Here is a 24,441-nt window from a genome sequence, read left to right as displayed (position 1 = left end):
TCGTTAGAGCTTTTTTTTGTCGGGGTGGCAGGATTCGAACCTACGACCTCCACATCCCAAATGTGGCGCGATACCGGGCTACGCTACACCCCGAAAAGTATCACCTTTTGTTTACTGTGATGCAAATATACAGTGATTTTTATATTTGCCAAATATATTTTTCACTTTATTCAATAACCCCCTGATTGATTGTGAAATAAATATTTCTTCTTATATATCAATATTTATTATCGATTCAAGATCTTCTATTTTATGTATAGTTTATTGCTTTTAGTTTGACTACTATTAGTCATTATTTCACCAATTGCAGGATGTAAAATAAGAATTTTCTATAAGATGAATCTATTGACCTTAGTTCAGTAAGGACTCAAATCTCCTAAAAAACAATGTTTATGATTGAATGATGTTCGGTTATTACACACATCATCAAAGTTGTCTTGTGATGTCTATTAAATGATAGTCCGTATGAGCTATTAATGGAGTATTCCATATACATGGTAAGATTTATTGAAAATCCATTTTTGATTACGTATATCGAAGACTTCGATTTTAAATTTGTTAGAAAAAATAGGCTTTAAATAAGCCGTTCTTATTGGTTTGCTATCTATATATTAGGTTAAGTTAGATGGTTAGTTAGATTAGTTGTTGACAATATTAATGAGTACAATTAAGTGGGGCAACATGATGATTCGCTAATCATAAACATACCGACTTCATAAATAGACGTTCAGAAAAGTAATAGATGATATTATACAGAAGTTGTGAACAGTCCTCTAGCTGAAGTGTTCCAAAGGGTCACTTCGATCTTCTTTGAAAACTAAAGTCTCAGACCAAAATATTATTGTATAAATGTTATAGTTGGTAACTGCAAAAGTTATAAATGTGGACACTATTATCTCTATATCTTATTGTCATTGTTCCGTTTTAAATTTCATTGGTTCTACTCTATTTCCAGACAGAGTCTTCGGTTTTATATTGGGATTTAAGTGACCGCTGAAAGAGCGGACACTTAAACCAGAGGGGTAATTTTAGTAACTCTTTGATTACATCAATTGCTTTTAGCAATATTAACAATCATACATATAGTATAAAAATTAATGTTCAGCTACAGAAAATCTTTAAAGTCAAACTTCACCACTATACAAAAAAGATGAGAATTTAAGCAAGAGAGAGAATTTGAGGGGAAAAGTAAAGTGCACAAAAAAGCCTTTACTTTTCAGCAAAGGCTTCTGTATAAAAAAAGGCACCGACCTACTCTCCCACCTGTTACGGCAATACCATCGGCTCTGGCGGGCTTGACTGCTCTGTTCGGAATGGGAAGAGGTAGACACCGCCGATATAGGCACCTAAAATGTTTTTTAGATATTAGATTTGAGATGGGAGATTTGAGATAGTATATGGTCGCCCATGTATTTATCTTAAGTCTCATATTTGACATCAGATCGGAGGTCAGATCATTCCTTTCGGAAAATCTAGGTCTCTCATATCTATCGTCTCATATCTAATCTATAGACAATTGAAAGAAAAAATCAAAGAGGAAGACAACAGTGTATGCGTTGCTTGAGAAAGCTTCGGGTGATTAGTATTGCTCAGCTATGGTATCTCTACCTTTACACCTGCAACCTATCAACGTAGTCATCTGCTACGGCCCTATAAGGAAGTCTCATCTCGTGGCTAGTTTCGCACTTAGATGCTTTCAGCGCTTATCTATTCCCGACGTAGCTACCCAGCCGTACACCTGGCGGCATAACTGGTTCACCAGCGGTCAGTCCATCCCGGTCCTCTCGTACTAAGGACAGATCCACTCAAACTTCCAACGCCCACAACAGATAGGGACCGAACTGTCTCGCGACGTTCTGAACCCAGCTCGCGTGCCACTTTAATGGGCGAACAGCCCAACCCTTGGGACCTTCTCCAGCCCCAGGATGTGACGAGCCGACATCGAGGTGCCAAACCTCCCCGTCGATATGAGCTCTTGGGGGAGATCAGCCTGTTATCCCCAGCGTACCTTTTATCCTTTGAGCGATGGCCCTTCCATACAGAACCACCGGATCACTATGTCCGTCTTTCGACCCTGGTCGACTTGTCGGTCTCACAGTCAAGCAAGCTTATGCCATTGCACTCCGCGTACGGTTACCAAGCGTACTGAGCTTACCTTTGAAAGCCTCCGTTACCTTTTTGGAGGCGACCACCCCAGTCAAACTACCCACCAAACAATGTCCTCCCCATCGGGGAGTTAGAAACCGGATACAGAAAGGGCGGTATTTCAAGGTTGATTCCATGACTCCTGGCGAAGCCACTTCAACATCTCCCGCCTATCCTACACATCCTGTACCCAATTCCAATGTTAAGCTATAGTGAAGGTGCATGGGGTCTTTCCGTCCCGTTGCGGGTAATCGGCGTCTTCACCGATACCACAATTTCACCGAGCTCATGGCTGAGACAGCGCCCAGATCGTTACACCATTCGTGCAGGTCGGAACTTACCCGACAAGGAATTTCGCTACCTTAGGACCGTTATAGTTACGGCCGCCGTTTACTGGGGCTTCGATTCAATGCTTCTCTTGCGATGACATCCCCTCTTAACCTTCCAGCACCGGGCAGGTGTCAGGCCTTATACCTCATCTTTCGATTTTGCAAAGCCATATGTTTTTGTTAAACAGTCGCCTGGGCCTTTTCACTGCGGCTTCTTGTACTGCTACAAGGAAGCGCCCCTTCTCCCGAAGTTACAGGGCCATTTTGCCGAGTTCCTTAGCCATGATTCACTCGAGCACCTTAGGATTCTCTCCTCGACTACCTGTGTCGGTTTACGGTACGGGTTTTTATAACCTGAAGCTTAGCGGGTTTTCTTGGAAGTCTGTTTACCTGCTCTATCAGCGCCACCGAAGCTTTGCTGTACTATTGGGTCTCAGCAGGGTCGGCGGATTTGCCTACCGTCCCTATACCTACGCCTTTTAACGGACTATTCCGTCAGTCCGCGGCAGTGTCACTACTCCGTCACCACATCGCAGTTATAAAAAGTACTGGAATATTAACCAGTTGTCCATCGGCTTTCTCCATTCGGATGCGCCTTAGGCCCCGACTAACCCTGATCCGATTAGCGTTGATCAGGAAACCTTAGTCTTTCGGTGGGCGGGTTTCTCACCCGCCTTATCGTTACTTATGCCTACATTTGCTTTTCCATACGGTCCACGGTCCATTACCAGGCCGCTTCGCCCCACATGGAATGCTCCCCTACCAGATGCAGCTTATGCTGCAAATCCATAGCTTCGGTAATACACTTGATGCCCGTTTATTATCCACGCCCGGCCGCTCGACTAGTGAGCTGTTACGCACTCTTTAAATGAATGGCTGCTTCCAAGCCAACATCCTAGCTGTCTGGGCAACCGGACCTCGTTAGTTCAACTTAGCGTATATTTAGGGACCTTAGCTGATGGTCTGGGTTCTTTCCCTCTCGGCCTTGGACCTTAGCACCCAAAGCCTCACTGCCGGCCATATCTTATAGCATTCGGAGTTCGTCTGGATTTGGTAGGATTTGACTCCCCCGCACCCAATCGGTAGCTCTACCTCTATAAGACTCCATGCCGACGCTGTTCCTAAAAACATTTCGGGGAGTACGAGCTATTTCCCAGTTTGATTAGCCTTTCACCCCTACCCTCAGGTCATCCGGAAACTTTTCAACGTTTATCGGTTCGGTCCTCCATTACATGTTACTGCAACTTCAACCTGCCCAAGGGTAGATCACAAGGTTTCGCGTCTACCTCATCTGACTATGCGCCCTATTAAGACTCGCTTTCGCTTCGGCTGCGCGGCTGAACCGCTTAACCTTGCCAGACAAGAGTAACTCGTAGGCTCATTATGCAAAAGGCACGCCGTCACTGGACCCGCCAGCTCCGACCGCTTGTAAGCACACGGTTTCAGGTTCTTTTCACTCCTCTGTTCGAGGTTCTTTTCACCTTTCCCTCACGGTACTAGTTCACTATCGGTCTCTCAGGAGTATTTAGCCTTATCAGATGGTGCTGACAGATTCCCACAGGGCGTCTCCGACCCCGCGGTACTCAGGGTACTGCTAGGCTAGCTTTCTATACGTGTACCGGGCTATCACCGTCTATAGCTGGGCTTCCCATCCCATTCCACTTCTGTCTGCTAATGCCACATCGCAGCCCTACAACCCCGGTCATGCCGTAACATCACCGGTTTGGGCTCTTTCCCGTTCGCTCGCCACTACTTGGGAAATCATTATTATTTTCTTCTCCTACGCCTACTTAGATGTTTCAGTTCAGCGCGTTCGCGTTTTATACAGCATACCTTCAGTATGCTAGGTTGCCCCATTCGGAAATCTTCGGATCAAATCACATTTGCTAATACCCGAAGCTTATCGCAGCTTATCACGTCCTTCATCGCCTCTGAGAGCCTAGGCATCCCCCGTGTGCCCTTATTTACTTTCTTCACCTCATAGCCCTTTTGCTACTATGGGTTGCTTTTGATATATAACCATGGTGCTACGCATCGATCCGTTCGGCTTTTGACCGAGGGTCTTCTCAATACATCAAGCACACCACAGTATGGTCTCTACTGTTGTCTTCTCTTGTAATTTTTTTTCTTTCAATATGTCAAAGAACTCTTCTTCTAGATGTGAGATCAGAGATGGGAGATTTGAGATCTGGTATGGTTGCCCATAAGTGTCTCTTGTCTCATATCTATCGTCTCATATCCAGAGATGTGGAGAATATCGGAGTCGAACCGATGACCCCCTGCGTGCAAGGCAGGTGCTCTAGCCAGCTGAGCTAATTCCCCTTTGTGTAGACAGCAGAGTTCAGAGCCGAGATCCGAGACTATTTACTCTGTCTCTTGTCTCTTATCTTTCATCTCTGATCTTAGATGGTAGTCCCGAGCAGATTTGAACTGCTGACCCCTACATTATCAGTGTAGTGCTCTAACCAACTGAGCTACGGGACTAGCTTATCATTCTTCATCTCTCAATGGACCATCCTAAAGGGACGGGCACATTTCTTCAAATGTTCATCTTTGTTTTCTTAATATTAACCATGTGTATACGTAACGAGCTTCAATTCCGAATGCTCTAGAAAGGAGGTATTCCAGCCGCACCTTCCGGTACGGCTACCTTGTTACGACTTAGCCCCAATTATCGGTTTTACCCTAACACGCTCCTTGCGGTTACATGCTTTAGGTACCCCCAACTTTCATGGCTTGACGGGCGGTGTGTACAAGGCCCGGGAACGTATTCACCGCGTCATTGCTGATACGCGATTACTAGCGAATCCAACTTCATGAGGTCGAGTTGCAGACCTCAATCCGAACTGTGAATGGCTTTTAGAGATTAGCATCATATTGCTATGTAGCTGCCCGCTGTACCATCCATTGTAGCACGTGTGTAGCCCCGGACGTAAGGGCCATGATGACTTGACGTCGTCCCCACCTTCCTCGCTGTTTGCACAGGCAGTCTGTTTAGAGTCCCCACCTTGACGTGCTGGCAACTAAACATAGGGGTTGCGCTCGTTGCGGGACTTAACCCAACACCTCACGGCACGAGCTGACGACAGCCATGCAGCACCTAGTTTCGTGTCCCGAAGGACTGATCCGTCTCTGGATCATTCACTAACTTTCAAGCCCGGGTAAGGTTCCTCGCGTATCATCGAATTAAACCACATGCTCCTCCGCTTGTGCGGGCCCCCGTCAATTCCTTTGAGTTTCAATCTTGCGACCGTACTCCCCAGGTGGATAACTTAACGCTTTCGCTGGGACGCTGACTGTGTATCGCCAACATCGAGTTATCATCGTTTAGGGCGTGGACTACCAGGGTATCTAATCCTGTTTGATCCCCACGCTTTCGTGCATCAGCGTCAATCACACCTTAGTGAGCTGCCTTCGCAATCGGAGTTCTAAGACATATCTATGCATTTCACCGCTACTTGTCTTATTCCGCCCACTTCAAGTGTATTCAAGTCCTACAGTATCAAAGGCACTGCGACAGTTGAGCTGCCGTATTTCACCACTGACTTATAAGACCGCCTACGCACCCTTTAAACCCAATAAATCCGGATAACGCTTGGATCCTCCGTATTACCGCGGCTGCTGGCACGGAGTTAGCCGATCCTTATTCTTCCAGTACATTCAAGCCCCTACACGTAGAGGTGTTTATTCCTGGACAAAAGCAGTTTACAACCCATAGGGCAGTCATCCTGCACGCGGCATGGCTGGTTCAGAGTTCCCTCCATTGACCAATATTCCTTACTGCTGCCTCCCGTAGGAGTCTGGTCCGTGTCTCAGTACCAGTGTGGGGGATTCTCCTCTCAGAGCCCCTAGACATCGTAGCCTTGGTGGGCCGTTACCCCGCCAACTAGCTAATGTCACGCGAGCCCATCCATATCCTATAAATATTTGATCATTCAACGATGCCGTTAAATGATGTTATGCGGTATTAATCTCTCTTTCGAGAGGCTATCCCCCTGATATGGGCAGGTTGCTCACGCGTTACGCACCCGTGCGCCACTCTCATGGAACCAAAGCAAGCTTTGATCCCAATCCCGTCCGACTTGCATGTATTAGGCCTGCCGCTAGCGTTCATCCTGAGCCAGGATCAAACTCTCCATTGTAAAATGAAGGGTAAGATCAAGACTATTTATAATAAATAGAATTGTCTTGTATTTTTATTTCTAATTCTAAAATTGACAGGTTGATTTTTTTAACTTTCGCTGTTTCTCAACACTACTCGTTACGTTACATGATTATATTTTTAAAGAACTTGCTTCGCATCCGCTTCACGCTTCTGCTTTTATATCTTCGGCATTGCGCCCCGATCTTCTCTTGTTGTATTCCCTTCGTCTCCGTTGGGACTGCAAAGGTAGAAATCTTTTCCGAAATTCCAAAATAAATATGAATTTATTTTTTATCGCTTCTCCTCAGATTTCTGCGTTCAAATCACTTTAAACCCTCCTTTTTTCAAGGCCTTCTCTTGCGATACAGCCTCTCCTCCCTTGCGGAGTGGTGCAAAGATACCAACTTCTTAACCGAAATTCCTAACCTTTTCCGACTTATTTCTTAATATTAACCTTAACTGGCTGTAACATTGAACGATTAATTTCTACCACAGGGAAATAAAATAGGTACGGCTCTCTGGATAACAATAAACTGTTCTGCTATCCATCGCAGGTAATGACGGGGGTCAACTGGGGACCAAATTGGGATCAACTCCTACCTGTGGGCACAGTGAGAGCAGGGTACCCACGGTCCAGAGCTGGTCCTTAGTTCGTTTTAATTTGATCCCTGGGATACCTATATCCGTTTATTTGCTCTTTACAGGATTCATATTCTTTCTTTTATCAAAAGAAAAAATACGACAACAAGGTGCATGGGTATATCATATGATTTGATTCTCAGATATTGTTTTATATGATCGAGGCTAACATAAAACTTCATATTAACATGAGTCTTAAATTTAGGAATAGGTAAGTGACAACGTTATTCAAAATAGAAAAAATAATAGCTCCATCTTTACTAAGCCATTCTATTATTCTCTTGATGGTCAAATTGATCATAAATTGGCATCAATAAAATTCATTTCAAAAGAAAGAAGACGTCAACGGACTTCCTCTAAAAACTGATAGGATAGCGATATTCAGAAAACAAAAAAAGCTCATCTCTATGGAGATAAGCTTTTCTATGCTGTAAGACTTTTTTATTTTTTGAATACCCAAAAACGTTGAAGTGTATAATTAAACCCTAAAGAAACTATAATTTCGACAATAACTTTGGACAACAACGGATGCAAATGCCATCTATCATCTAACAGATAGATACCAGAGGATTTTAAAAGAATACTTCCGGCAACAACAACGACAAACTTTCCTAATTGCTTTCCTAATGGTGAGGATGTATTATTAAAAGACCAATACCTATTAATGACAAAATTAACAATGGCTCCTAAAGAGCCACTAATTACATTTGAGAATGCTGGTGAAAAATTTAATAACTTATAACAGATTGTATAAATACCAAAGTCTGAAAGGCCACCAACAAAAGCAGATAGCTGTGCCCTCAAGAATTCTTTTAGTTTTGAGTTCATCTTATAAATTTTCAGACTTTTTAGCTTCCTTTTCTTCTTTATCTCTCGCATCTCCCAAGACTAATAATTTCTTGGTATCGATGATATTAATAATAAAAAGGATCGCACAAATTCCCATAACCAAATAATGGATGGCTCCTACAGAGAAAACCTCAATCAATAAAACAATACAAATGATAACTCGGATTTCCGTAGGTCCTACAATACCAGCATCTATAGTATATTTATCTGTAACCTTATACCGCAATAGTGACAAAATCATTGCCCAACCATATAAGGATACTAAAACAAATCCTGTAAGTTCAAAATTACCTTGAGCATAGAAAACATATCCTAGTCCAATCATCACTGTACTAATCCAGTCCATGACAATATCTAAAGAAAACCCATACCACTTACGAGATTTATTCCTGTAGTAGGCAATTCGACCATCAAGTGAATCGCCGAACCATTGAATAAAGAAACCTACAATTCCCAAGAGCAAGTAATCAATATGATAGTATTTACCTAAAATAAAACTTGCCATAATCATTATAGATCCAAACAAGCCAATTCCTGTAAGACCATCCGATGAAATCCAGTTGGGAATACGAGGCACCAAATAAGAAATAAATTTCTGCTCCGGATTACTCAATATATTTGTCCTTTTTCTATCTTCAAAAAGTTTCTTATTTATTTTTTGACCACTCATCTCTCTTTTATTAAAGCCATTTATGATCGCGATACCATTGAAGAGTGATCTTCAAACCTGTGTCCAAATCATATTTAGGATTATATTGAATATTTTCTTTTGAAGCACTGATATCACAAGCCCAACTAGCAGCTGTCAATTCATTCAATCTCTCTGGGTATAGCACTGGAATAGCCTTCGATTTTTTATAAGCTAACTCCATCACCCGAGCGACACCTTTGACTATGGTAAATGGAATATGAAACCTAAACAGTGATTTAGCTGTATATTTTTTGAAAATGGCTGCCATATCATAACGATCATAGACAAGACCATCTGTAATATTATAGGCGGTCATTTTACCTGTATCAAAAAAGCAAGCATTCAAGATGGCATCTACCAAATCTTTTACAAATACAAAAGTTAGTTTTTGAGGTGATTTCCCAATATAGGCATCGAATCCAGAATTTAATGTTTTAAATAGAACAAAAAGATCTTTCTCTCGAGGTCCATAAACTGCAGTAGGTCGAATAATAGAAAGCTTATCGTTTTGCTGTTTTTCAAGCATTTGCTCTGCTAAGACTTTACTTCTACCATATGCTGTTACAGGATGGAATTTATTACGTTCATTTATAGCTGGGGCATCATAAGCTACAGGACCAACCGCAGCCAAACTACTGATAAAAACAAAACGCTCTAAAGGAATATTGGCTTCACGTATTGCTCCTGCCAAATGTTCGGTATAACCAACATTTACATCAATAAGATCCTTTTCATTTTTCGCTCTTGTCATTGCAGCGGCGTGAACAATATAAGCATATTGTTCTTGTTCCAAAAGTTCAATTAATGATTCCTTATCTTTAAAATTTGGATAGACAAATTTATTAACAAAAGCTTTGATTTCACTGACATCACTGGTTTTCCTTACGGCTGCATGCACCTCTAAGCCTGCTTCATGGGCAGCTTGAACAAGGTGATAGCCGACAAAACCACTTGCGCCTGTGATTAAGATTTTTTTGTTCATAGCGCCTGCTCATACAAACGATACCGTTTGTATAATTCCCCATTGATTTGTTCTATGGCATGATTCATCATATAATTATGCTCTAACATCCAAGAACATTCAGCTCCTTTGACAGTAAATCCATCTCCAGAGTTTTTTATTATACGGCCATAAAGACAAGCTTCTATTCCCTGTTTACGATACTCATCCAATACACCTAACATCAAAACACGAATTAGATTCACCTTTTTTAATCCAAATAATAATTTAAAAATACCTGTTGGAAATAATCTTCCACGTTTAATTTTAATTAAAATTTGATTGATATCAGGCACCCCTAAAGCAAACCCAACGACCTGACCATTCTTTTCTGCTAATAGCGCATACTTAGCGTCAACGATCATTTTCATGTCTTTAGCGGCATAATTGAACTCATCCTCTGTCATGGGCACAAAGCCTAAATTTTTATCCCAAGCTTTGTTGTAGATTTCTCTAATTTTTTCTGTTTCATTCTTAAAATCCTTCAAATTTATTTGTCGGATTGTTATACCAGAGCGGTTTAATCGTTCTTCCAGTTTTTCCAAAAGAAGAACAGATCTTTTATTCGCTTTATTTTCCATGACCAAATACGCACGTAGATCAACTTTTTGTTGAAAACCTGCATTTGTCACTAAATCTGGATAATAAGCAAAATTATAGGGCATCATGGCAACAGGAGGACTATCAAATCCTTCAACCAATAGGCCACAAGTATCATTAGTCGTCAAATTAATTGGACCAACAATATTATTTCCTCCTTTGGCTTTTACCCAATCTCTGGCTGCTTGAAATAATGCATTAGCAACTTCTTGATCATTAATCGTATCAAAAAATCCCCATTGTCCCTCTTGGACTTCATTAAAAGCATTGTGATTCACATTCCAAATAGCAGCAATACGACCAACTAGTTTTTGATCTTTGTACGCTAAAAATAATTGTGTAGAGGAATGTTTGTAGAAGGGATGCTTACCTGGTGTTAATAAGTCTAACTGTGCGAGATAAAGCTCGGGTACATAACAAGAATTTTCCGCATATAAACTATGCGGAAAATCTATAAATAACCGTTTTTGTTCCTTTGTTTCAACGGGAATAACCTGTATCATAACAGAATTATATTAAAGATTCAACATCTGCGGATTTGAAGACTTTTACCATCTTCTCAACGGCTTCATCAATTTGATCAAAGCTATGCGTTGCCATAAGTGAGAAACGAATCAATGATTCTTCCGCAGGAACAGCAGGCGAAACGACTGGGTTTACAAAAACACCATCATCTTGAAGCATTTTGGTTACCCAGAATGTTTTTTCATTATTTCTGATAAAGATTGGTAGAATAGGACTTTCAGTCTCTCCTAGATCAAAACCACTCTCTAACAATAATTTTTTTGCGTAATTCGTATTCGCCCACAATTTCTCGATATGCTGAGGTTCAGTTTGGACAATTTCTAGAGCTTTCAAAGTGGAAGCAACAGAAGCTGGAGTCATACTTGCGCTAAACATCACAGAACGAGCAGAGTGTTTCAAATATTCGATCACATCAGCATCTCCAGAAACAAAGCCTCCTAAAGAAGCTAACGATTTACTGAAGGTACCCATAATCAAATCAACCTTATCTGTTAATCCAAAATGCGATGCTGTACCCGCCCCTCTTGCTCCAATAACACCTAAACTATGTGCATCATCCACCATAACAGTTGCATCGAATTCATCTGCAATTTTAACCAAATCCGGCAATTTAACAATATCACCCTCCATGCTAAAAATACCATCTGTAGCAATCATCTTGGCACTTTCCTCTGGCAATCTAGCAATTTTGGCACGTAAATCGTCCATATCATTATGCGCATATTTGATTACTTTAGAAAAAGACAATCTACTTCCATCAATAATAGAAGCATGATCACGCTCATCTAACAGAATATAATCATTACGCCCAGTGAGACACGACAACGGGCCTAAGTTTGATTGAAAGCCAGTACTAAATAAAATAGTAGCTTCTTTTCCTACATAAGCCGACAATTTCTCTTCAAGCTCAACGTGAATATCTAAAGTCCCGTTTAAAAAACGAGAACCAGCACAGCCTGTGCCATATTTCGCTAGTGCATCTTGAGAGGCCTTTATAATACGTTCATCAGTCGTCAATCCCAAATATGAATTAGAACCAAACATTAAAACACGTTTGCCATCAATTTTCACTTCGGTATCTTGCCTCGATTGAATCGGTCTAAAATAAGCGTATAAGCCTTTGGCCTTTAATTCACTAACGATTTTAAATTGCGATATTCTTTCGCCTAATTTTCCTTTACTCATGCGATTAAAAGGTATTTCTTAAATTTTATAATTGTTCTTGATTGAAATGATTACCAAAATCCAGCTTAATCATTCACACTTTCAACGCCTACTTCCAAATAGATTAATACAAAATGATCTTATAATAATGTAATGAAATACAATATTAAATCAAAAACGATGCAAACATACGAAAACAAAAGCTGACTTTCACTTAATCTAAGTCATATTTTTCACATATAAATATCGTAAAAATAATTTTAATTTAACACTTAAATTAAAATCCAATAATCACAATGATAAAAAAACAGCATTATAATATTTATATTTGCTTCCCATGGATTGCATACAACAACTTTTTAACTGGGTTTGCATCAAAAATGGAATAATAAATATATTAAGAAATTATGGCAATATCATCAGATATCAATATAAAAAATAAAAGAGCTTCATACGAATATCACCTATTAGACAAATATGTCGCTGGAATACGACTTTTGGGAACAGAGATTAAATCAATAAGAGAAGGAAAAGCAACCATTAACGATAGTTTTTGTAATTTTTTTGATGATGGGTTATATCTACGAAATATGCATATCGCAGAATATTCGCACGGATCTTTTTACAACCATGAAGCAAAACGTGATCGTCAACTTTTATTAACCAAGAAAGAATTAAAAAAATTACGTTTAAAGGGTGAAGAAAAGGGATTTACAATTGTTCCCTTACGCATTTTTATTAGTGGAAGAGGATTTGCTAAAGTAGAAATTGCCTTAGCTCAAGGTAAAAAAGACTTCGACAAACGCGATACAATTAAAGAAAGAGAAGGTAAACGAGAGTTGGATCGTGTATTGAAAAGATAACTAAACGGGTAACATAATAGGCCTCTACGGTTGCTCTTTCCCTATTTTAAATCAAACGTATGAGATTTGTCACCTATAAAAAGAATGGAATAATAGTGATCTATTATTCCATTCTTTTTATAACGAACAAACTTTAATCAATCTTCAATTTCTAAGCCTTGCAACACAGGTATCGGTTGTTTATTATCATCTAAAGCTACAAAAGAAAACACGCCCTTTACAGCCAATTCTCGTCCATCTTTGTACATATCTTCTAAGAAAATCTCCACTTTTACTTTTAAACTTGTTCTTCCCACATGTATTACTTCTGCAATAGCTTCAATCATACTCCCTGCTGGAATTGCTTTTTCGAAATCAATTTTATCTGAAGAAACCGTAACGAGTGCTTTTCTACAAAAACGTGTTGCACACATAAAGGTTACTTCATCCATAATCGCCATTGCTTTTCCACCAAATAAATTAGCATGGTGGTTCGTTGTAAATGGGAAAACAGTCATGAAATGGTGCGTTTTCGACTCCTCAATTCTCTCTTGTAATGTCATTTTTTTTTAATTCTTACCTTGTTCTACGTCCACTCCAATTCCTTTTAACAACATTGAAGCATTAAATATTTTACATTCCCCTATTTTCAGTTTATAATCGAAGAGCATCTCATCATTAATAACCTGAATATCAAAATGATAATTTTTGACCACTTTTGGATATTCATCTGCTAATGTTGATAATTGTAAATCATGCGTTGCTACCATTCCCTTTCCCTTCTCACTGATCAGCTTTTTTATGATCGCACGAGATCCTAAATATTTATCAACAGAATTTGTCCCTCTTAGCATTTCATCAATTAGAAAGAAACTATCGGTACGCACCGCAACTGTTTCCAGAATAAACTTCATCCGATCCAATTCTGCCTTAAAAGTAGAAGTACTTTCATTTAAGTTATCCTTGATACGCATATAGGAAATCAAATGATAGATGGGGATTCGAAATGAACGTGCTGGTACAACAGCACCTGCATAAGCCAATACCGCATTGATCCCAATGGTACGAAGAAAAGTGCTCTTTCCAGCCATATTCGAACCGGTTACTAAAGCAATCTGATGATCTTCGTTTGTATAGGTATTTGCAATCGCTTTCTCTGTAGAAATCATGGGGTGCGACATATCCACAGCTTCAATAGTATCATCCAATTGTTCCAGAATAATTGTTGTCGTCCAATCAGGATGATTGCGCTTCCATGTCCCTAAACTTACAAGAGCTTCCATTTCTGATAATGTATCAAAGGAATCTAAAATATTTGCTTGATATTTCGACCTCCAGTCAACAATCGCCAACACTTGTTTAAAATCCCATAGCAAGAAAATATTTAAAATTGTTCCCACCATCATGTTATTCCGAGCGTCCAGATTACCGATGAGTCTTCCCAATTTTTTAAATGCACTCGAAACGGAATCTGTTGCGTCTTGAATTTTCAATCGATTCTGCAACTGTATGTTCCGCTCTGCTTTCCACGTCCTATTTTCGACAAGTTCCATACTCGAAGCATACGCACCCAAAAGATGACCAACTTTATCAATACGGCTAGAGAAAAATGAAACTTTACCCCCATTTGCCATCGTCCATAATAAATGAATCAAGCCGATAACGACAGGCAGAAAAGTAAAGAAGGGAATAAAAATAGCAAAGACAATAGAACCAATAAATAAAAAAGGCGCTAATTTCACATAAATTCGCATGAATGCACTACCAAAACTAAAATCTCCTGATTCAAAATAGGTACTTAGAAATGATTTGACATCTAATTTTTGATTCAAATTAGATAAAAGCTTTGCTTGAAAATCTTGACTCCAATGAACATCTTCTGCAATTTCACTAGACGCTTCTTGTCTTCTTAAAATATCTGAGCGATCAGAATTCGTTAACAGCCAACTTCCTAATACGGATATACTTAATTTAGTTGCGGAACGATTTAATAATTGAAATAAAGAATGGTTTCCCACAATATCCAGATCTGAGCTATAAGGGTGTTTACTATCTTCTAAATCTGTCCCATTATCATAGATATTAACACCATTATTTTTTATGGTAATCTCATTCACATTGACTGCTAGTAATGCTTGCTGATAGTCTCTTCCTTTTTCCAGTTTACTTTGTCGGTTCACTAGAAAAGCGAAAAGAAAAATAAGTGCAAAAAATAAAACCAAGACCAGCATCAGGCTTTCAAGCTGAAAGGAATAGAATAATGCGGCACCACCCAAAATAATAACAGCTAACCGATAAAAACTATTTTGGTTTATCGTTCGATTTAGTTTTTTTACTTGTTGTTCGATTTCCTCCTTATTTTTATGGTAGAAATCCATTATCTGATCACGCATATATTTTCATAACTAAAAAAGATTGGGGTTTACCAAGCTTGATCTCCAACTAAAGGTACAAATCTAAATGTATCGAGTTCAATACGATCAAAATCATTTTCTCCAGCACGAATGATCGTCATCATCTTTTGTTCCTTTTCATCCCCTACTGGGATGACGAAAATACCACCAATTTTTAATTGCTTCAACATAATTTCTGGGACGAAGGGGGCACCAGCAGTCACAATTATTTTATCATACGGTGCATGTTTCTCAACACCTTTTGAACCATCACCACAAAAGAAATGCGGTTTATATCCCATATATGGCAACACTTGTATGGTTCTATTATATAAGTTTTCTTGACGTTCTATGGTATATACCTCTGCCCCTAGTTCCATTAAAATACAAGTTTGATAACCAGAGCCCGTACCAATTTCTAATACTTTGTCTCCTTTTTTGACATGTAGTAATTCCGATTGATAGGCAACGGTATAGGGTTGAGAGATGGTTTGTCCATCACCTATGGGAAAAGCGATATCTTTATAGGCCTGATTCCAAAATGTTTCATCAAAGAAAAAATGTCGTGGCACCTTAGCAATTGCATTCAAGACATGTTGATCACTAATGCCTCTTGTTTTTAGTAATTGAACCAACTGCTTACGAGCACCCTTTTCTCTATAATTATCTACAAATTTATACGCCATTGTGATTCAAAAATACTATTGTTATTTAACAAATACCACTATAAGAACAATTTCAAAACTAACCGACTAACCTGCAAGGTCTTTCATTTTAAAAGAAAAATATTTGTCAAAAAACACCAACTGATCTAAAAATTAATACGGGTCAACATCGATAACAACTCGAGCACCTGTATTCGATTTATCAGCCGCAAAGTCATTTTTCACCACTCGAATCAAATCCTTCACCTTAGCCATACTGATGTTATTCCGTTCAATTTTTAATGTGATCGTCTGAATAAAGTAATTACGTACACGTCCCACTAAAGGTGTTTCCGGACCTAAAACACGGCTACCTAGCTGCTGACGCAAAGCTGAGGCAAATTTCTTAGCACCATCATAACATTTCTGCATATCCATATTTTTAATATCGATACGAATCACCCGATAAAAAGGAGGATAGCCAAAATTCTTACGTTCTTTTATTTCCGTATCAAACATAGCTTGATAGTCATTAGCAACTACCTGTTCTAAAACACGATGTTTTGGTGTATACGTTTGGATAATGACCTGCCCTCCTGCTTCCCGACGTCCTGCACGTCCTGCTACTTGAGAGAACAAGGAAAAAGATCTTTCATAAGCTCTAAAGTCTGGGAAATTGATCATCGCATCTGCATTAATAATACCGATCAAACTAACTCTTCCAAAATCTAAACCTTTAGCGACCATTTGCGTACCGATAAGAATATCAAATTCATGTTCGTCAAATGCACCTATAATTTTATCAAAACCATGTTTACCCTTAGTTGAATCTAAATCCAAACGCCCGATGCGGACCTTCGGCATCAGCAATTCCAACTCTTCTTCTACACGCTCCGTTCCAAACCCTTTACTCTCAATATGGGGCATACCGCATGCAGGACAGATTTTAATAGGAGATTCCACGTGTCCACAATAATGGCAATGCATCATATTCGAACTTTTATGATACGTCATACTGACATCACAATTCACACATTTGGCCACATAACCACAGGTATTACACTGGGTAATCGTGGTGTGTCCCCTACGATTTTGGAACAAGATGACTTGTTCTTTTCGTTCTAAGGCTCCTTCGATTGCTTTTAGTAAAGTTCCAGAAAAATAAGAAAACATGTTCTCTTTCCTTCCTTCCTGTGGAATATCAATAATATGAATTTCGGGCAACTGTGCATTCCCAAATCGCTCTAGTAGCTGCACAAAACCATATTTATTTGATTTAGCGTTATAAAAACTTTCAATGGAGGGTGTTGCCGATCCCAATAACACTTTTGTTTGATGAATATGACCTAAATAAATAGCGGTATCTCTCGCGTGATATCGAGGTGCAGGATCATATTGTTTATACGAACTCTCATGCTCTTCATCAATAATGATGATCCCTAAATCTTGGAAAGGTAAGAATACCGATGAACGTGCACCAATGATTACCTGAAACTCATTTTTTAAAACTTTATGCCATACTTCAGCACGTTCATTATCATTAAATTTAGAATGATAAACACCTAATTTATCTCCAAAATGTAATTTCAATCTTGCTGTTATTTGCGCTGTTAGCGCAATTTCGGGCAATAAATATAAAGCAGACTTTCCTGCTGCTATCGCTTGCTCAATTAAACGGATATAAATCTGTGTTTTTCCAGAGGCGGTGACACCATGCAGTAAAGTGACATCCTTCGCTTCAAAACTTTGCTGTATCTCATCAAAAGAACGTTGTTGATTGGTATTGAATTCAAAGTTTGCATCCAGATCCAGATCCTGCCCTTGAAAACGGCTCACAACCTTTTCCTTTACTTGAAATACAGCTTTATCGATCAACGTGGTTATCGCACTAGAACCACATCCTGAAGCTTCCATAATCATCTGACGCGTAATATCTGTTTCCTTTTTTGACAATTGCATAAAAGCTAACACGGCATCTTGTTGTTTTGGAGCTCGTTTTAATGAATCTAACAACTGACGTTTTCCGTCTTCATTGCAAAATTCAGGCGAAAGCGAGAAAAATACTTTGGTCTTGGGTTTATAGCGTTCCGCTATCTCTTCAGAAATCAAGACGATTCCTTTATCAAACATGGTTTTCAATATCGGAAATACAGATTTCTGACTTAACAGTTTGACAATATCGTTTACTTTTAACTCTCCTGCCACTTCCAGTGCTTCAATAATCAAATATTCCTTGTCTGATAGCGAAGAACGATCGAAATCTTCAGGAATAGACGAAATGATTTTAGTTTCACTCGCCAATTTCAAAGCAGATGGCAATGCTGCCTGCATCACCTCTCCCAATGAACACATATAATAATCTGATATCCAATCCCACAATAGTAATTGTGCTCGATCAACTACAGGTTTTTCATCAATAATATCTAAAATATACTTTGCCTCATAATGTTTTGGGGCCTCCTTACTTATCTGCTTCACAATAGCCGAATAAATTTTGTTTTTTCCGAACTGCACCATGACACGTACACCAATCTGGATTTTATCATTCCACTCCGATGGAATACGGTAAGTGTATGTGTTGGCTATTGCTAAAGGCAGAATGACGTCTACAAAAACTGTAGTTCGGTCTGTGAAAAATAAATTTTGAGGCTCTGGCATGCTAATTTCAAGTATGATGTAAAATTACTAAAAAATAAGCCCTCGAAAAAATTTGAATTTTTCCGAGGGCTTATTTTACAAAGAGCTTGTGTATAAGCTATGATTTATTTTTAAGTGCAGCGATAAATAATGCGATCCAACCAACAATGAAAGCGACTCCTCCTAAAGGTGTAATAGGCCCTAAAATTGCAGGATTAACAAATCCAACAATTTCTCTAACACTTAACAGATATAAAGAACCCGAAAAGAAAATCAATCCGATTATAAAAGAAATAAATGATACCCGAATAGAAGCTGTTTTAGCTCTTGAAAAAGTAGACAAAAACAATAAGGCTAAAGTATGATAGAAATGATACTGATTAGCTGTTTTCCATGTTTCGATATGCGCTGCACTAACCTTCCCTTCTAAACCATGTGCACCAAAAGCACCTAAAATAACAGCCAGTGCACCAAATAATGCAGCCACCAGAATGATTTTCTTATTCATTAATTTAAAATTATGTTTATATTTTAATAATGCCGCATAAATGTATCAAATCTTCCTTATAAAAACAGAATATTTATTAAATTTATTGCTATAAATGGGGTTCTTGTCTTTGAAAAGTAGGGTTCCAGATAATTTTTAGTACGTTTGTTATTAGATATGAGAAATACGATCATTGTTACGGTGTTACTTTTTATTGCTGTTATTGCGGCCTCTATTTATTACTTCTCCGACAACAGCAATAAGCAAAAAAATGCAACAAAACCACTTCAATATTTACCAGCAGACACTTATTTTATTGCTACTTTCAAAAACAATCAAGCAACGGATACTATATTTCAAAATTTTGAATTATTTGAAGCCATTCAAGGGAAGCAAAATTTTGAAGATTTAAAAAAGATAAAACAAGATTTTCTTCGTTCAAAAGCACTGGAAGAAAACGTTTATGATGAAGAAATCATTCTTTCTTACCATCCCGGTCAAGCAGGTATAGCAACATTATATACCATTGCATTACATGAAAAATTAAACAACCAAGAATTAGCGACACTATTTCATTCGATAGATAAAAAATATAAGTTAAATCAAACAGATACACTAGATCATACTATTTATAGTTTTGATCAAGGAGCTAAGGACTCTATCCTGTACTGTACACTTCATGAAAACATCCTTTTTGCGAGTTACGAGCGATCGCTTATTCATCAAGTAATTGACAAAAAAGTACCCAAACTAGCTACCAAGCAGATTGAATTCTTCGTCAATCATAATAGTAAAAATACACCTTTAAGTCTTTATTTCAATAACAATCAAATTGCTGCATTTGCAAGAAAAATAATGCGTAGTAAGTTTGGCGTCTATCTCAACCAAATCGATTCTTTACATGGAGAGACAGCCTGGAATTTAAACTTTAAAAATGATGCACTTATTTTTAAAGGAGAAACTAAGCTTGATTTAAATCAGCAAACTTATTTACGTCTATTCGCAAATCAATCGGGACAAGTACAGACCCTAGCCAATTTTTTACCAAAAAATACAGCTTCATACATTAATTATAGTTTATCTGACATCAACAGCTTTCATAGTGCCCTCCACGACTTATTTGTGTATCGTAAGGAAGCTGACAAAATCGCAAGTCAGCAAAAAATGATTGAAAATGAAGGAAAGGTTCTCTTCCAAAAAGACATATTACCGCTATGGAATGACGAATTTGCAATAGCTGAATTGGACAATGAAGATCTGTTAGGGCTTGTAAGTTTAGCCGATACCAACAAATTCTTGGAAACGGCCAAGAAAATAAGTAGTAATCAAGGCGATTCTATATACCAGTTTGATTACTCTAATATACTATATACTAGCTTTGGAGATCCTTTTAAAACTTTTCAACGCCCCTATTTTACAAGAATAGGTAACGTTCTTTTTGTCGCTAACCAAACAAACATTTTACGAAAATACCGTAAAGCATATGAAGAGAATCAATTGCTATCTGGCACTGCTGTTTTCAAAAATCATAGCGCTATACAAAGTAACAGGGCTAACATTACTTTCTATATTGAACCCGAAACTGCAAGCAATACGATCATTAGTAATTTAAAATCGGAATATGCAAAGGATTATAGAGACAAAGAAAATTTTGGTTATCAAAATTTCTACTCCACATCCTTTCAGCTAACTGGTAATCAGGGTGGATTTGTTTCTGGATTTTTCGCTTTGTATAAGACAACGAATCGTTTGGGAGGAACAGCAGAATGGACATTTCAGATGAATTCAAAATTGATCAATAATCCATGGGTTTTTGATCAATCTGATACCTGCAAATTCATTTTAGTACAGGAACAGGACCATACCGTATATGCATTAAATCCATCAGGCAAAGAATTGTGGAAAACATTATTCCAAGGAGAAATCATGGGGCAACCTATTCAATTGCCAGATCGCAGTATTTTGTTGAATACTAGAAGTCGGGTTTACCGCTTCTCTCCAGATGGGAAAATGATTCCAGGATTTTCACTTGCATTAGAAAACAATGCTTCTGGAGGTTTAACAATAACCAATTTCAACAATGAAAAAAGAATTTATGTTCCTTGTTCAAATCAAATCGCAGTATACGATTTTGAAGGAAATAAAATCAAAGAATGGGAAAATCCAAAATTGGATAGTAAAATTCTGTACGATTTAAAAGCAACGACTATAGCCAATAAACATTTCATCATTGCAGGGACCAATGCTGGTTCTATTTACTTCTTTAACGAAAATGGTCATTTGTATCATCAACAAGACTTGGATATAGACGGTCAGACATTAAAAAACCCGATTGGTCTTATTACGACTTCAGATGAGAAAAATTCTTTTGTTATTCTAGCAAAAGGTAAAGGAGAGATTTTTAAAGTACCATTTGAAGGTATACCCACCAAAGTGAAGGTGGGTGACTGGAGTAATAGCTTCACCTTCAATTTTGAAGATGTAAGTGGTACTGCCGACAAAGATTATGTCATCATCAGTGAAAATAAGCTCATGGTCTATAACCAAAAGGATGTGACGAAGTATTTTGAATACAAATTTGTAGATGACATCAGTAATAGACCGATATTTTTTAAGGCCACCAACAACAATGATCTTATGGCTGTAGGAACTGACAATCGGATGATTTATATCTTTAATGAAGATGGCTTTGTCCGAGACGGATTTCCAATTGACGGACTGTCAAAATTTTATTTTGGCCCCATTAATTTTGGAAACAACGCTTCTTATTTAATAAGTTCTAAACGAGATCATAAGCTTTATGCTTACAAGTTTTAACAAATTATAAACATAAAGTTTGAAAAGTAAAAATTATCTTGCAAAAACCCCTCAAATGTTTATAAAAAAATGCTAGAAATATTTTTTTTTATAGTAGGTTTGCAGACTTAATACGAATATGCTGACATCAGAACAACTAAAAACACTTTTATCAGAACCTAAAAGAATTGTAATCACAACGCATTTCAAGCCTGATGGCGATGCATTGGGTTCTTCCTTAGGTTTATTTTATTGGCTCAAAGCCTATAAACATGATGTAAGCCTTATTGTCCCTTCCGACTTTCCTGCTTTTTTAGACTGGTTGCCTGGTTTGGAACATGTCCGCATTTACACACAAGATGTACCAGCGAATCAACAAATAATTGCTGATGCCGAGCTCATTTTCTGTCTAGATTTCAATGGACTCGCTCGTATACATGATATGGCAGAACCCATTAGAAATGCAAAAGGCATTAAATGTATGATTGATCACCATTTAGAACCTGAAGGTTTTCATGATTACGAATATTGGGATCCAAAAGCAGCAGCAACAGCACAGTTAATTTTCAGGTTTATAAAAGAAGAAATGCATGATGAAGAGCATATCTCCTCAGATATGGCAACATGCCTCTATACCGGGATTATGACTGACACAGGGTCGTTCCGCTTCCGCTCTACTACATCAGAAATACACCGTATCATTGCCAACTTAATAGATTGTGGAGCGCAAAATTGGGCTATTCACGAATCTATTTACAACAGTTCATCAGAAGGACGATTAAAATTCTTAGGATATTGTCTTTTAAACCGTTTAGAAGTTATTCCAGCATACAATACGGCCATGATTTATGTGACGCAAGAAGATTTAAAAAGCTTTGAGATTATCACAGGAGATACCGAAGGACTTGTCAACTATGCTTTGTCGATAAAAGGCATTCGATTAGCGGCATTAATTATTGATAGAACTGAACAAATTAAATTATCTTTGCGATCAATTGGGGAAATTCCCTGCAATGAGATCTGTAAAACACATTTTAACGGAGGTGGCCACTTGAATGCATCGGGAGGAAGTTCTCGTGAGGATTTGCAAACGGTCATCAATACATTTAAATTAGCTTTACCAAATTATAAAGAAATATTAACAAAATAAGATAGCAATTAAAACTGAAATGAAGAAATCAATTCTATTATTCGCAGCAGCAGGTCTATTATTAACTGCTTGCCAAAATTTCAAAAAGGCTGAAGGAGGCCTAGAATACAAAATCGCAAAAGATGCTGGTGCTGAAAAAGCTGTATCTGGTGATTTATTGTCAGTTGACATGATTGTTAAAACTGATAGAGATTCATTATTAAATAGTACTTACGATGCTGGTGTTCCACAAATTGTACAATTATACCCAGATAGTATCATCAAACAAAATCCTGGTGATCCAACTGGATTATTCAAATTTGTAGGTGAGGGTGATAGCTTGGTGTTCAAAATCAATTTAGATTCTGTAGCAGCTAAAACAAAACAACCAAAACCAGCGTTTGCTGACAAATACATTATCTATACGTTGAAAGTTCAAAAACACTTCAAAAAAGGTAAATTAACAGATCAACAATTAGGTGAGCAAGTAACGAAATATTTTGATAGTCAAGTAGCAAAATTAAAAACTGCTGAAGCAGGAAAAGTTGATGCTTACGTTAAAAATAACAAGTTAACACCAAAGAAAACTGCTTCTGGCTTACAATATGTGATCACAAAACAAGGGGCAGGTAAAAATGCTGCTATTGGTGATACTGTTGTTGTAAACTATGTTGGTAAATTGACAACTGGTAAAGTGTTTGACACGAACCAACCCGATTTAGCTAAGAAAGAAAAAGTATTTAACCCACAAAGACCTTACGAAGCTTTACGTTTACACTTAGGTGTTGATGGTGTTATCCCGGGTTGGACAGAAGCTTTTCAATTATTAAACAAAGGTTCAAAAGCGACATTAGTCATTCCTTCTGCTTTAGCTTATGGTGAACGCGGAGCAGGTGGTGGTATCCCTCCATTTGCACCATTGGTATTTGAAGTTGAAGTATTAGACATTATTGCAGGTAAAGCTCCTGTAGCGACACCGATGACAGCTCCTTCAGCTGGCGCACCGAAGGTTGCTGCACCAACAACAGCTACTCCAGTGAAAAAATAAGTAAAGAAAATATCAAGTAAAACGCTTATCGGATAACCGATAAGCGTTTTTTTTATGAAATAAAATTATAGAGACAGACTTACTTTTTGATTCTTTTCAAACTAAATCTTCCATTTCTTAGCTATCTATGGAGCGCTTAGTTTTCACACAATACCTCCATAAAATCTTGGAAAGAGACATCCTCTTATATTATAACGAGGTCTGTGCAAGTGAAAAAAATGGACTAATGAGACTGACTATCGGAGTATTATGGATCTCAGCAGATCCTATTTTTTATAAAAAACCTCTATCTCAATTGAGGGAATCATTCAAAAAGGATATCTAGGATTAATAGATTTTGATTATTCAAAAGTGATTAAACTGTGTATTGTAATGAAAA

At 38.1% G+C, this 24,441-nt stretch carries 14 protein-coding genes, 3 tRNA genes and 3 rRNA genes; 4 read left to right on the top strand and 16 right to left on the bottom strand.

All coding sequences use genetic code 11. From position 1 onward, the window contains the following. Positions 1–19: 19 nt before the first annotated feature. From LZQ00_RS00870 to spt, 11 genes are all read right to left on the bottom strand, one after another. A tRNA-Pro gene (locus LZQ00_RS00870) sits at positions 20–93 on the bottom strand. A 1,145-nt stretch (positions 94–1,238) separates the two neighbouring features. After that, positions 1,239–1,350 (bottom strand): 5S ribosomal RNA (rrf, locus tag LZQ00_RS00865). A 210-nt stretch (positions 1,351–1,560) separates the two neighbouring features. Continuing rightward, positions 1,561–4,448, bottom strand: a 23S ribosomal RNA gene (locus LZQ00_RS00860). Between the two features lie 274 nt (positions 4,449–4,722). Next, positions 4,723–4,796, bottom strand: a tRNA-Ala gene (locus tag LZQ00_RS00855). 85 nt (positions 4,797–4,881) lie between these two features. Then, positions 4,882–4,958: transfer RNA gene (locus LZQ00_RS00850), tRNA-Ile, on the bottom strand. Between the two features lie 128 nt (positions 4,959–5,086). After that, a 16S ribosomal RNA gene (locus LZQ00_RS00845) occupies positions 5,087–6,616 on the bottom strand. Together the 16S, 23S and 5S rRNA genes with 2 tRNA genes alongside form the textbook arrangement of a ribosomal RNA operon. A gap of 1,082 nt (positions 6,617–7,698) precedes the next feature. Further along, a complete protein-coding gene (locus LZQ00_RS00840) occupies positions 7,699–8,085 on the bottom strand; it encodes a GtrA family protein (RefSeq protein WP_234511104.1) in 387 nt (128 codons plus the stop codon). Position 8,086: 1 nt separating this feature from the next. Then, positions 8,087–8,776 (bottom strand): CDP-alcohol phosphatidyltransferase family protein, encoded by a 690-nt coding sequence (locus tag LZQ00_RS00835; protein ID WP_234511102.1) that lies wholly within the window; start codon positions 8,774–8,776, stop codon positions 8,087–8,089. 10 nt (positions 8,777–8,786) lie between these two features. After that, positions 8,787–9,779 (bottom strand): NAD-dependent epimerase/dehydratase family protein, encoded by a 993-nt coding sequence (locus LZQ00_RS00830; protein ID WP_234511099.1) that lies wholly within the window; start codon positions 9,777–9,779, stop codon positions 8,787–8,789. Then, complete coding sequence (locus LZQ00_RS00825; protein WP_234511097.1) at positions 9,776–10,900, bottom strand: hypothetical protein; 1,125 nt, start codon at positions 10,898–10,900, stop codon at positions 9,776–9,778. The genes LZQ00_RS00830 and LZQ00_RS00825 overlap by 4 nt, the downstream gene beginning before the upstream one ends. 7 nt (positions 10,901–10,907) lie before the next feature. Beyond that, complete coding sequence (gene spt / locus LZQ00_RS00820) at positions 10,908–12,107, bottom strand: serine palmitoyltransferase (protein WP_234511094.1); 1,200 nt, start codon at positions 12,105–12,107, stop codon at positions 10,908–10,910. A 386-nt stretch (positions 12,108–12,493) separates the two neighbouring features. Here spt and smpB point away from each other — a divergent pair, with 386 nt between their 5' ends. After that, the gene (gene smpB, locus LZQ00_RS00815) at positions 12,494–12,949 is read left to right on the top strand and encodes an SsrA-binding protein SmpB (protein ID WP_234511091.1); all 456 of its coding nucleotides are present in this window, start codon (positions 12,494–12,496) and stop codon (positions 12,947–12,949) included. 137 nt (positions 12,950–13,086) lie between these two features. Here smpB and LZQ00_RS00810 read toward each other — a convergent pair whose 3' ends face one another. The 5 genes from LZQ00_RS00810 to LZQ00_RS00790 form a co-directional block, all read right to left on the bottom strand. Further along, positions 13,087–13,491, bottom strand: coding sequence for an acyl-CoA thioesterase (locus LZQ00_RS00810; protein WP_234511088.1), 405 nt, complete (start codon positions 13,489–13,491; stop codon positions 13,087–13,089). Between the two features lie 6 nt (positions 13,492–13,497). Continuing rightward, positions 13,498–15,321, bottom strand: a complete 1,824-nt coding sequence (locus tag LZQ00_RS00805; protein WP_234511086.1) for a MutS-related protein — start codon at positions 15,319–15,321, stop codon at positions 13,498–13,500. A gap of 29 nt (positions 15,322–15,350) precedes the next feature. Then, the gene (locus LZQ00_RS00800; RefSeq protein WP_234511084.1) at positions 15,351–16,007 is read right to left on the bottom strand and encodes a protein-L-isoaspartate(D-aspartate) O-methyltransferase; all 657 of its coding nucleotides are present in this window, start codon (positions 16,005–16,007) and stop codon (positions 15,351–15,353) included. Positions 16,008–16,139: 132 nt separating this feature from the next. Beyond that, the gene (priA, locus tag LZQ00_RS00795; RefSeq protein ID WP_234511082.1) at positions 16,140–18,623 is read right to left on the bottom strand and encodes a primosomal protein N'; all 2,484 of its coding nucleotides are present in this window, start codon (positions 18,621–18,623) and stop codon (positions 16,140–16,142) included. Positions 18,624–18,720: 97 nt separating this feature from the next. Then, positions 18,721–19,110 (bottom strand): DUF423 domain-containing protein, encoded by a 390-nt coding sequence (locus tag LZQ00_RS00790; protein WP_234511079.1) that lies wholly within the window; start codon positions 19,108–19,110, stop codon positions 18,721–18,723. A gap of 156 nt (positions 19,111–19,266) precedes the next feature. On the opposite strand from LZQ00_RS00790, the gene LZQ00_RS00785 reads away from it, so the two are divergent. From LZQ00_RS00785 to LZQ00_RS00775, 3 genes are all read left to right on the top strand, one after another. Continuing rightward, entirely contained in the window at positions 19,267–21,906 is a 2,640-nt protein-coding gene (locus tag LZQ00_RS00785) for a hypothetical protein (protein ID WP_234511077.1), read from the top strand. Between the two features lie 118 nt (positions 21,907–22,024). Continuing rightward, positions 22,025–23,035, top strand: coding sequence for a DHH family phosphoesterase (locus LZQ00_RS00780; RefSeq protein WP_234511074.1), 1,011 nt, complete (start codon positions 22,025–22,027; stop codon positions 23,033–23,035). A gap of 19 nt (positions 23,036–23,054) precedes the next feature. Next, positions 23,055–24,062 carry an FKBP-type peptidyl-prolyl cis-trans isomerase gene (locus LZQ00_RS00775; RefSeq protein ID WP_234511071.1) on the top strand — a complete coding sequence of 336 codons (1,008 nt, stop codon included), beginning with the start codon at positions 23,055–23,057 and terminating at the stop codon, positions 24,060–24,062. Positions 24,063–24,441 lie beyond the last annotated feature (379 nt).

The organism is Sphingobacterium sp. SRCM116780, from assembly GCF_021442025.1.
In the GTDB taxonomy this organism is placed as follows: Bacteria; Bacteroidota; Bacteroidia; order Sphingobacteriales; family Sphingobacteriaceae; genus Sphingobacterium.
This window is presented reverse-complemented; position numbering and strand designations above follow the sequence as displayed.